The organism is Massilia oculi (genome assembly GCF_017582745.1).
GTDB lineage: Bacteria > Pseudomonadota > Gammaproteobacteria > Burkholderiales > Burkholderiaceae_D > Telluria > Telluria oculi_A.
Window position 1 is genome coordinate 1 of sequence record NZ_JAFVIM010000048.1, and the last position, 9736, is coordinate 9736.

Genomic DNA, 9736 nt, shown 5'->3' on the forward strand with positions numbered 1-9736 from the left:
ATGCCGCGTTGTAGTCTTTCCAGTTGGTCGTTCGGTACTTCAGCTTTACGGGAGCAATCATGCCGTCAGTTTACCCGTGCTGCGCCTCGGCCGCTGATGGGCCGATTTGTGCAACAAAGCCGGAAAAACGGATAAAACCTGCGGACTTCTTCAACGAAATAATCGAGGTAGTGCGCTTCGGCAGCCAGCAAACGCTCACCGCATTGCGGGTGCTGATGCAAAGCCATGGCCGCGAACATGATATACCAGGCGACCGCGACCGTTGGCCTTGCAACGTTGATGAGTTCCACCGCCACAGTTCGCTTGTCGAGCAATTACCCAGACAAATCGCGATGCCATGAGATCGCATATAGTGCGCAGTCTTCATCCACCGTTAGCCGGTGATGACGCACATCTTCTACCAGACCCTCGATCCAGCGCTCAGCGCGGTTTCGCGCCCATCTTCCACGCCAGTGTCTTGGACCGATCGCCGCGCCAGCATCGATCATCGCTACGAAGTCATCCGTTCTACTCCTGACTTCGGACTCAACCAGCGGGATTCCTGTCCAGGCACAGACGGCCCGGCACAAGCTTTCACACGCTTGGTCGAATAAAACCACCTGGAAGCGGCGCTCCCAATTTGCCGCGGACCTGTGCCATTGCGCGGCACTGAGCTCCGCCAGTTCCGCAATACGCTCGGCGCTCATCAAGGAGAGAAACATTTCCTTTCGGCACCGATGGGAATTACCGTCCAGTCCTTGCACGCCTCCTCGGCCAAACAGTGTTTCCTGGAGTCTCGATGGAGCAACACCGGTGCGTTTGAACCTCTCATTGTCATAAAATAGTCTGGCCAATTCTTCGCCGCGCATACAAACCGTCGATTGAAGCATCAGTCGTGGGCGAAACAGGTCGGTCCCCAGGCGCGTACAACGTTTAGTAATGAAAAGATAGCCGTCCCGGGCGAACGAAAGAGTACTGTCTGGAACACCATCTCGCGGTATCTCATGCATGAGCGTCTCCGTCAAATTGAGCCGTCTTCATACTGCCCGAGCACGTAGTTAAGCGGCGCTTGTTTCAGCACTGCTCATATCAATAGCGTCGCACGTGGGGTACGTGCCCCCGGCTTGTATTCGCCCGGTAGATTGCATATCAGGCTTCACACTAGCTCGAAACCGCGGGCGGCTTCGAACTAGTGATAGCGCCCTACCAGAACGCCAAATGGCGAAGCTTAGTTGGCGTACATTGGACTTTCCTCAACATAGATTGTTACGTTCGTTGCGTTTGGAAGGATGTTCGCCAAGGAGATCGGCGACAGGCCGAGCGTATCGAAGGTCCAGGTAAGGTTTCTTGGACCGTCTACAATACGGACAGTCTCGAGTCGCTTGACGTGAATCGATCTGGTCTTGCCTTCCACTATTGTGATAACGCGGTCAGGCGCTGCATTGGAGGAGTAGCCGAACGGTGCTGCTCTACCAGTCTTCGCTTCTGCGGCGCTCTCTGAGGGCATGCCCCCCTCATTGGCCCGCGAGTCGAGTGGAATGAACATGCACGCGAGAAGTACCGCGGATAAGAAGTTGATGTGAGTTTTCATTGAATTTTCCTGTTGAATGTTTGATTTTTCAAGCGCACTGACTCTCGACGTGGCCGATTGTGGGCCGCCATGGTCGGGAGTAAGTCAGTTGCGGCTGCATTATTTGTAGAGACGGATGGGGTCGTGCAGTGCTTGTGCACGATTACCCATCAAGCGCAGGCGGTAGTTGCCGGCTTCGATGATCAGTGCCATTTCGGCCGAATCGGGCCGTCCAGTATTGGAGACTGGTAATTTAGCTGATTGAGTCTGCCGGGATAGGAGCGCGACAGCCCTGACCATTCGATCACGGAAGAATCGCTGCCGAGGGGCTGCAAGTCGCATGCCGATACACAAGTTGCGCTGCAGCCAGCTTCGAGCTGCACGTCTATCGGATTTGCAGCCCCGGTTACGTCGGATACCGCTGCGATGGCCGACGCGTCGTCGGAAATCACGCACCATCCTGCCGCCCAGCCAGTCTGTAAGGGCAAAAGCGCGAACAATATGATCAGAAACAGGCGCTTCATGGAGTCCTTGACTGCTCGGTTACGGAAGAGAACACTGGAGTATGGCAAATTTTACAACGCCCGCCGGGCAGAAACATGGGTCTCGAATTGTTGTAGATCTGATTATGTTTGTTCTGTATGGGCTGGATCGTCGCCCTGTTCAGACCGCCCCGCGCGACTGGCCATGCTTCGGGTGGCAGTGCGCGTCCAGGGGGCGATGACTATCGGGTCTTGTCGGATACCGGAGGTGCTGCACGGCCACCGAACAGCGCGTGCAAAACGATGAGCGTGGCGCCGACCGTGATCCCGATATCGGCGATGTTGAAAGCTGGCCAGTGATGCGCTCCTGCATGCACATCGATCCAGTCAACGACGCCCATCCGCGCAGTTCGGTCAACGAGATTGCCAACCGCTCCGCCAAGGATCATCGCCAGAGCGATCCTTTCCGCGGAGCCTGTTTCAGGTTTCCGGATCATCCGGACGATCAGGATCGACGCGAGTACGGCTACAACAATGAAAAGGTAGCGTTGCCATCCGCCGGCCGTGGCCAGAAGACCGAACGCCGCTCCCTGGTTGATCACATGGACGATGTTCAACAAGGGTAACAACTCGATCTGCTGGCCGTAGGCCAGATGTTCCACGATTGCGGCCTTGGTGACCAGGTCGGCAAGTGCGATAAGCCCGGCGACCAACACGGCAGCGAGCGGTGAAAAGGGTTTGGCCACTATCGGTTCCTATACAGTTGACGGTCAGATGTTCAGCGCACGCTTGTCGACAGCGAGCGACGCTTCCCTGATTGCTTCATACAATGTCGGGTGCGCGTGGCAGATCCGGGCAATGTCCTCCGAAGACGCCGAAAACTCGAGCGCCATTGCCGCTTCACCGATCATTTCCGACGCGAGCGAGCTGACGATATGCACGCCCAGCACAAGGTCCGACTCGGCATCGGCTAGGACCTTGACAAACCCCTGTGCGTCGCCGTGGCCGAGTGCGCGCCCGTTGGCCGAGAAAGGGAACTGTCCCGACTTGAATGCGCGGCCTTCGCGTGCCAGTTCCTGCTCCGTCTTGCCAACCCACGCGGCTTCGGGACTCGTGTAGATGATGAAGGGGATGGCGGCGTAATTCACCTGCCCGGATTGCCCTGCGACGATCTCGGCGACCATGATTCCCTCTTCCTCGGCCTTGTGCGCAAGCATTGGCCCGCGCACGACGTCACCGATGGCAAACAGGTTCGGCAATATCGTGCGGCAGTGTTCATCGACCGGCACATAGCCGCGCTGGTCAAGCTCCAGGCCAATTGCCTCGATTCCCAACCCATCCGTATTGGGCACGCGCCCGATCGCCACGATCACCTTGTCGCAAGCGAGCTCCTTGGCGGCGCCAGCACGGTCGCGATACGAAATCTGCACCCCGCCGCCGCTGAGCGCGATGCTGTCGATGCTCACGCCAAGGTCGAATTTCAGCCCTTGGCCAGACATCAGCTTGAGCATTTCCTTGGACACGGCGGTGTCGCAGCCGGGCAGGAAGTCCGGCATGGCGTCGAGCAGGGTGACATCCGCACCCAGGCGCCGCCACACTGAGCCTAGCTCGAGACCGATCACGCCGGCGCCAACCACACACAGGCGTTTCGGCACCTCGCGGAAATCGAGCGCTCCGGCGTTGTCGCAGATGATTGCATTGTCGATCCGGGTGCCTGGCAGCTGGCGCGGCTTCGACCCGGTGGCGATGATCACGTTACCCGCGCTGATCTCCTGCACGGAATTTTCGGCCGAGACTTCCAGGGAATATACCCCGTCCTGCATCCCGACGAAGCGCGCGCGCGCCTTGATAAAGTCGACCTTGTTCTTCTTGAACAGGTATTCGATCCCTTTGGCCATTTTCGAGACCACCCCGTCCTTCCGATCGATCATCTTGTCGACCTCGATCGCCGCGCCGCCAGTGGTGATACCGTGCTCGGCGGTGTGGTGGACGACCTGTTCGTACAGGTGGCTCGACGCAAGCAATGCCTTGGATGGAATGCATCCCACGTTCAGGCAGGTTCCTCCGGGGCGCGCCTGGCCGTCGGGTGCGGCGTAAGGATTCGATTCAATGCAGGCCACGGACAAGCCGAGTTGTCCGGCGCGGATTGCGGCGATGTACCCGCCTGAACCCGCGCCAACGATGACCAGGTCGTATTGCGCTTTCATGTGATTCCTTCCAATGTTCGAGTCCTTGCGTTCACTCTACTGGACTGTTCAAATTCCCTCCGCCACGTTCTCGGGCGGACGGGCGAAGCGCTGGTAAAGCGTCGGCAGCACGAACAGCGTCAGGATCGTAGCGGAGATCAGGCCTCCGATCACAACGGTGGCCAACGGCCGCTGCACCTCGGCGCCGGCGCCGGTTGCCAATGCCATCGGGACGAAGCCCAGCGATGCGACCAGTGCCGTCATCAAGACGGGGCGCAGGCGCCGCAGCGCACCTTCGCGCACCGCTTGTGCCCACGGAAGCTGTTTCGCCACGTCGTCGATCGAGCCCACCATTACCAGCCCGTTGAGGACAGCGACGCCGGACAGTGCGATGAATCCAACGGCCGCCGAGATCGAAAACGGCATGCCACGCAGCCAGAGTGCGGCGATACCCCCGATCAGGGCGAGAGGCACGCCCGTAAACACGACCGCGGCCGAACGCCAAGACCCAACAGCCGAGTACAGCAACGCGATGATGAGCGCGAAGCAGGCTGGTACCACGACTGCCAAACGCATCCGCGCACGCTCGAGGTTCTCGAATTGCCCGCCCCAGGTAATCCATGCACCGGCGGGCACCCGTACGTCCGCGTTGATGCTTGCGCGCGCTTCGCTGACCACGCTGGCGATGTCACGTCCGCGCACGTTGGCCTGTACCACGACGCGACGCTTGCCGTTCTCGCGACTGATCTGGTTCGGTCCCTTGGCCGTCTCCAGCGCGGCCACCGACCCCAGCGGCACGAAACTGCCGCTTGGCGTCAGCACTGGCAACTGGCGCAAGGCTTCCACATCGTTCCTGCTGGTCTCACCCACTTTCACCACCACGTCGAAGCGCCTGTCGCCTTCATAGATGGAACCAGCCTCCCGGCCCGCGATGGCTGCCGCCAGTGTGTCGTGCACGTCCTGAGCGGATAATCCAACCCGCGCCATGGCGTCGCGGTCCAGCCGCACATCGAGCAGCGGAAGCCCCTGCACCTGCTCTACCCGGACGTCCTCCGCGCCCTCGACCGCACGCAGTTTTTCGGCAACCTGCTCGGCGGTGCGGATCATGGCGTTGAAATCGTCGCCGTAGACCTTGACGGCAATGTCGCCCCGTACGCCGGCCAGCAGTTCGTTGAAGCGCATCTGGATCGGCTGGGTCAGCTCGTAGTTCTGGCCCGGGATGCCTGCAACCGCCTTCTCGATCTTCTCAACCAGCTCGGCCTTGCTCATCCCGGGTTCCGGCCATTCCGAACGGTCTTTAACGATGACAAAGGTGTCCGTGATATTCGGCGGCATAGGGTCGGCGGCCAGTTCAGCCGTACCTGTTCGGGAGAAGACCAGCTTTACCTCGGGCAGCTTGCCGACCGCCTTCTCGACAGCGAACTGCATCGCCTGGCTCTGGTCCAGGGAGGTTCCGGGAATGCGGGCGACCTGCAGCAACACGTCTTTCTCGTCGAGGGTCGGGAGAAATTCCTGGCCCAGCGTTGTAAACAGACCCAGCGCGCCCGCAAAACCGACGGTCGCTAGTACGCCGGTCAGCTTGGGCTTCGCGAGTGCACGGTCCAGCCAAGGTGCATAGGACGTGGATACGGCTTTGACCAGTCGGTTTTCCTTTTCATTGACATGGCGCGAAAGCCATAGCGCGATCGCCGCCGGCACAAAGGTAAGAGAAAGAATGAAAGCGAATACCAGGGCCAGAATCACCGTTACCGCCATCGGTGCGAACATCCGGCCTTCCACCCCCTGGAACGTCAACAGGGGGACATAGACGAGAATGATGATCGCCTGGCCATAGACGCTTGGCCTGATCATTTCGCGCGCGGCGGCCGCAACGGTATCAAGGCGCTCCGCTTTGGTAAGAGTTTTGCCAGTCGCATGCTGGTGTTCGGCGATGCGGCGCAGCGCGTTCTCTACGATGATCACGGCGCCATCGACAATCAGGCCGAAGTCCAGCGCGCCCAGGCTCATCAAATTTGCCGAGAGTCCCGCCTCGAGCATGCCCGCCGAGGTCAGGAGCATGGTGACCGGAATAACGGCTGCGGCGATCAGCGCCGCGCGCAGGTTTCCGAGTAGCGCGAACAGGACGGCGATCACCAGAAGCGCGCCTTCGGTCAGATTGGTTGCCACGGTCTTGATGGTGGCATCGACCAGCCGAGTGCGGTCGAGGACTGGCCGGATGAGCAAGTCGGGCGGCAAGGAATGTGCGATTTCCTTGAGTCGGACATCGACGGCGGCGGCAACGGTCCGGCTGTTCTCGCCAATGCGCATCACGGCCGTACCGACGACGACCTCTTGGCCGCCTTCGGACGCCGAGCCGAAACGCACCTCCTGCCCCAGGCCGACGCTAGCGACGTGCGACACCAGCACTGGCGTGCCGTTACGGGTGGTGATGACGGTCTTTGCCAGTTCTTCGGATGAGGTGATGCGCGCATCGGCCTTGACGGTGAGGGCCTCTCCGTTCTGGACGACGACGCCGGCGCCGGCGCTCGTGTTATTGCGCTCCAATGCCTCGCCCAGCATCGTCAGGCTGATGCCCAGGGCCGCTAGTCGTTGCGGATCCGGCGTGACCACATACTGCTTGACGTAGCCCCCGATGACGTCGACGCCCGCCAGCCCTTCGGTATTCTTGAGCTGCGGTGCGACGATCCAGTCCTGCACCGTGCGCAGGTAGGTAGCCTTCTCAACAGCGCCGCGCAGCACTTCCCGTTCCGGGGTGATATAGCTTCCGTCCGCCTGCAAGCCGGCCGACGTACCGACTTTCTGGGCCGGCTTGGAGGCGTACTCCACCGTCCACATGTAGACGTCGCCAAGCCCGGTCGCGATCGGACCCAGGCTCGCAGTAGCACCCGGGGGCAAGTTGCGCTCGACGGCGCGCAGCCGCTCCGCTATCTGCTGGCGAGCAAAATAGATATCCGTGCCGTCCTTGAAGACCGTCGTGACCTGTGCAAATCCATGCCTGGTCAACGAGCGCGTGGATTCCAGTCCGGGAATGCCGGCAAACGCCGTCTCGATCGGATAGGTGACCTGTCGTTCGACGTCGGCCGGCGCGAGCGCCGGTGCGACGACGTTGATCTGCACCTGCGTGTTGGTGATATCCGGTACCGCGTCGATCGGCAGGCGCGTCAGTGCGAATGCGCCGAGGATCGACAGCAGGATGGTGGCGATGAGGACGTGCCACCGCCGCGCAACGGAAAAGTTGACGATGCGAGCAATCATGGTTGGGTATCCTTCAGGAGCCGTTGAACGAGGAAATCAGTCATCGTCCCCTGCCTCTCCCTTGCCATGCTCCGCCTTCAGCAGATAAGTATTGCTGACCGCAATCTGTTCCTTGCCGTCGAGGCCGGACACCACCTTGACGTAGCCGGCCGCGTTACCGCCGAGGACGACGCGCTTGATCGCGAACCCTTCTTTCTCCCGGACGAACACGCTCGGCTTGTCCTCCACCGTCTGCACGGCGGTCCGTGGAATGGCCAGCTGGGTGCCGCCGGTACCGCCCTCGAGCGCGATCGATGCCCTGACCGTCTCGCCGATGCGCCAGCTTCCCTCCCCGTTCGACAGCCGTGCAATGGCGCGTACCTGGCGGGTGGCGGGATCGAGGACGCGCGATACGTGGGTGATGCGGCCTGCGCCGGTGCGGCCATCAATCGACACGTCCACCGCAGTGCCGACGGTGACGCGGGCGGCGTCGTTCGGCGACAGCGAAAGCTCGACGGCCAGTTCGTTGAGGTCGGCCACTTCGAACAGATGTGCGTCCGGCGCGACGATGTCGCCCAGGGCGATCTGCCGCGCCGTGACGTTGCCCTTGATCGGGGAGCGCAGCATCAGCCGGTTAAGCTGCCCTCCGCCCGTTCCCCCGGCGGCGGCGAGTTGTTGCTCGGCCAGGCGAAGGCGGGTGCGTGCTTCTTGCGCGGCATTGCGCGCAATTTCGAATTCCTGTCGCGAGGTGACTTTTTCGCCAAACAGACGTTCTTCGCGCGCGAACGTGGCTTGCGAGAGCTCGTACTGCCGCTTGGCGATTTCAACGTCGGCCCTGAGCTGGGCTACGTCACGGCTTTCGATTACAGCCAGCACGTCGCCCCGAGCGACCGGGTCGCCCAGGTTGCGCCGGACCTCGACAACCCGGCCGCCAACGGCGCTCGAGACGACGGCTGCATGCTTCGGGTCTGCCGCGATGACTGCAGGCGCCTCGACCGCCCCAGCGAAGGACTGTCGAACCGGCATGATCTCGATACCCGCGGCTTTGATTTGCTGGTCCGATAGCGATACAAAATCTTCCTTGGCTTCGGCTTCGCCTTCTCTCTCCGCAGCTTCGCCCCGCTCGCCGGCTTCGCCGCTCTTCTCGGCCTTCTCGGCTTTCTCGCCTGAGGCGGTCGCCGTTTTTTCACCCTGTTCGGCCGCTACTTTAGGGGCTGTTTCTGGCTTGGGGGAGCATGCGCTCAACAGGATCATCGCGGCGCACAGGCCCGATCGGAATACCGCTTGCATGGGTCAATCCTTATAAATTGGAGAGTTGGAACCTTGGAGCCGAGCCAGACGTGCCCGGGCAGTATGGAGTGCTGCGAGCGCGTCGACCGAGCTTTCGCGGGTTTCGGCCAAAGAGCGCTCGGCCTCGATCAATTCGAGTTGCGGGAATTTTCCTTCGGCGTATCCGATCCTCGCGATGCGCGCCGCTTCTTCTGCGGCGGCGAGCGCGGGGCCATTGGCGGCCCGTGCGGCCGCCAATGCGTCGGCCACCTCGGCTTCCGCCTGCGCGCTGGATTGCTCGAATTGCAGTGCGACGCCGCGGCGCGCGGCGGAAGCCCGATCGAATTCCGCCCGCGAGCGCGCCAGCGCGGCCGTGCCCTGATTGAACAATGGCAGTGGGACCGACAGGCCGAGCACAGCGGCCTTGTCGGACGATTCGCCGTAACGGCGCATGCCTGCGGTCAGCGTTACGTCCGGTATCCGGTCGCGCCTGGCCGCATCGACGCGAGCTTCCGCAGCGGCCACCTCGGCCTCTGCTGTTGCGATCGCCAACCCCTGCCCTGCTGCCGGCGTCATCTCGCTGCGTTCTATTTGCTCGAACCACGTGGACGCGATCGTGAGCGGCATCGCCGTGCCTGTCAGCCGTGCGACCGTTTTCTGGGCCAGTTCGGCGGCGCGTAGTGCTTTGCCCAGACGAACCTCCGTATTGATTCGCAGCACGTCCGCCCTTTGCTCCTCTATTGGAGATGCTTTTCCGACGCGCACCCGTTCGCGTGCTGCATGGTGAGCACGCGCAGCCAGTTCATGACCAGCTTTTGCGATCGCGACATAGCGCTCGTTGGCAGCAAGGGTAACGAACGCCTCGGTAATCAGAAATGTCAGCTCCGCTTCCGCGGGTAATCCCCCCATTTTTAGAGCACGCTAAAAGTAGAGGTTAAGCGGCGAGCGCCAATTTCTGTTTTGGCGTAATACCGCCGAGCGCCATGTTAGGCCGGTCGTGATTGTAGGTCCACAAC

Annotated in this window: 9 protein-coding genes; 1 reads left to right on the top strand and 8 read right to left on the bottom strand. The window is 61.3% G+C overall.

Features of this window, described 5'->3' with window-relative positions; all coding sequences use genetic code 11:
- Positions 1 to 59: 59 nt before the first annotated feature.
- The gene (locus J3U95_RS27470) at positions 60 to 341 is read left to right on the top strand and encodes a hypothetical protein (protein WP_208281662.1); all 282 of its coding nucleotides are present in this window, start codon (positions 60 to 62) and stop codon (positions 339 to 341) included.
- Here the strand turns inward: J3U95_RS27470 and J3U95_RS27475 are convergent.
- The 8 genes from J3U95_RS27475 to J3U95_RS27510 all read right to left on the bottom strand — a co-directional run bounded on the left by J3U95_RS27475 (position 315) and on the right by J3U95_RS27510 (position 9629).
- Positions 315 to 989 carry a cytochrome P450 family protein gene (locus J3U95_RS27475; protein ID WP_208281663.1) on the bottom strand — a complete coding sequence of 225 codons (675 nt, stop codon included), beginning with the start codon at positions 987 to 989 and terminating at the stop codon, positions 315 to 317. The two genes, J3U95_RS27470 and J3U95_RS27475, sit on opposite strands and share 27 nt — an antisense overlap.
- Positions 990 to 1207: 218 nt before the next feature.
- A complete protein-coding gene (locus tag J3U95_RS27480; RefSeq protein WP_109343484.1) occupies positions 1208 to 1570 on the bottom strand; it encodes a CzcE family metal-binding protein in 363 nt (120 codons plus the stop codon).
- A gap of 182 nt (positions 1571 to 1752) precedes the next feature.
- Positions 1753 to 2073: a hypothetical protein gene (locus J3U95_RS27485; RefSeq protein ID WP_162819332.1), complete on the bottom strand. Its 321-nt coding sequence runs from the start codon at positions 2071 to 2073 to the stop codon at positions 1753 to 1755.
- A 200-nt stretch (positions 2074 to 2273) separates the two neighbouring features.
- Entirely contained in the window at positions 2274 to 2777 is a 504-nt protein-coding gene (gene lspA, locus J3U95_RS27490) for a signal peptidase II (protein WP_205289050.1), read from the bottom strand.
- Positions 2778 to 2801: 24 nt separating this feature from the next.
- Positions 2802 to 4238 (bottom strand): dihydrolipoyl dehydrogenase, encoded by a 1437-nt coding sequence (gene lpdA / locus J3U95_RS27495; RefSeq protein ID WP_109343485.1) that lies wholly within the window; start codon positions 4236 to 4238, stop codon positions 2802 to 2804.
- A 48-nt stretch (positions 4239 to 4286) separates the two neighbouring features.
- Positions 4287 to 7472 carry an efflux RND transporter permease subunit gene (locus J3U95_RS27500; RefSeq protein ID WP_208281664.1) on the bottom strand — a complete coding sequence of 1062 codons (3186 nt, stop codon included), beginning with the start codon at positions 7470 to 7472 and terminating at the stop codon, positions 4287 to 4289.
- A 36-nt stretch (positions 7473 to 7508) separates the two neighbouring features.
- Positions 7509 to 8741: an efflux RND transporter periplasmic adaptor subunit gene (locus J3U95_RS27505; protein ID WP_109343487.1), complete on the bottom strand. Its 1233-nt coding sequence runs from the start codon at positions 8739 to 8741 to the stop codon at positions 7509 to 7511.
- Positions 8742 to 8744: 3 nt separating this feature from the next.
- On the bottom strand, positions 8745 to 9629 hold the full coding sequence (locus J3U95_RS27510) for a TolC family protein (RefSeq protein WP_208281665.1): 885 nt from the start codon (positions 9627 to 9629) through the stop codon (positions 8745 to 8747).
- Positions 9630 to 9736 lie beyond the last annotated feature (107 nt).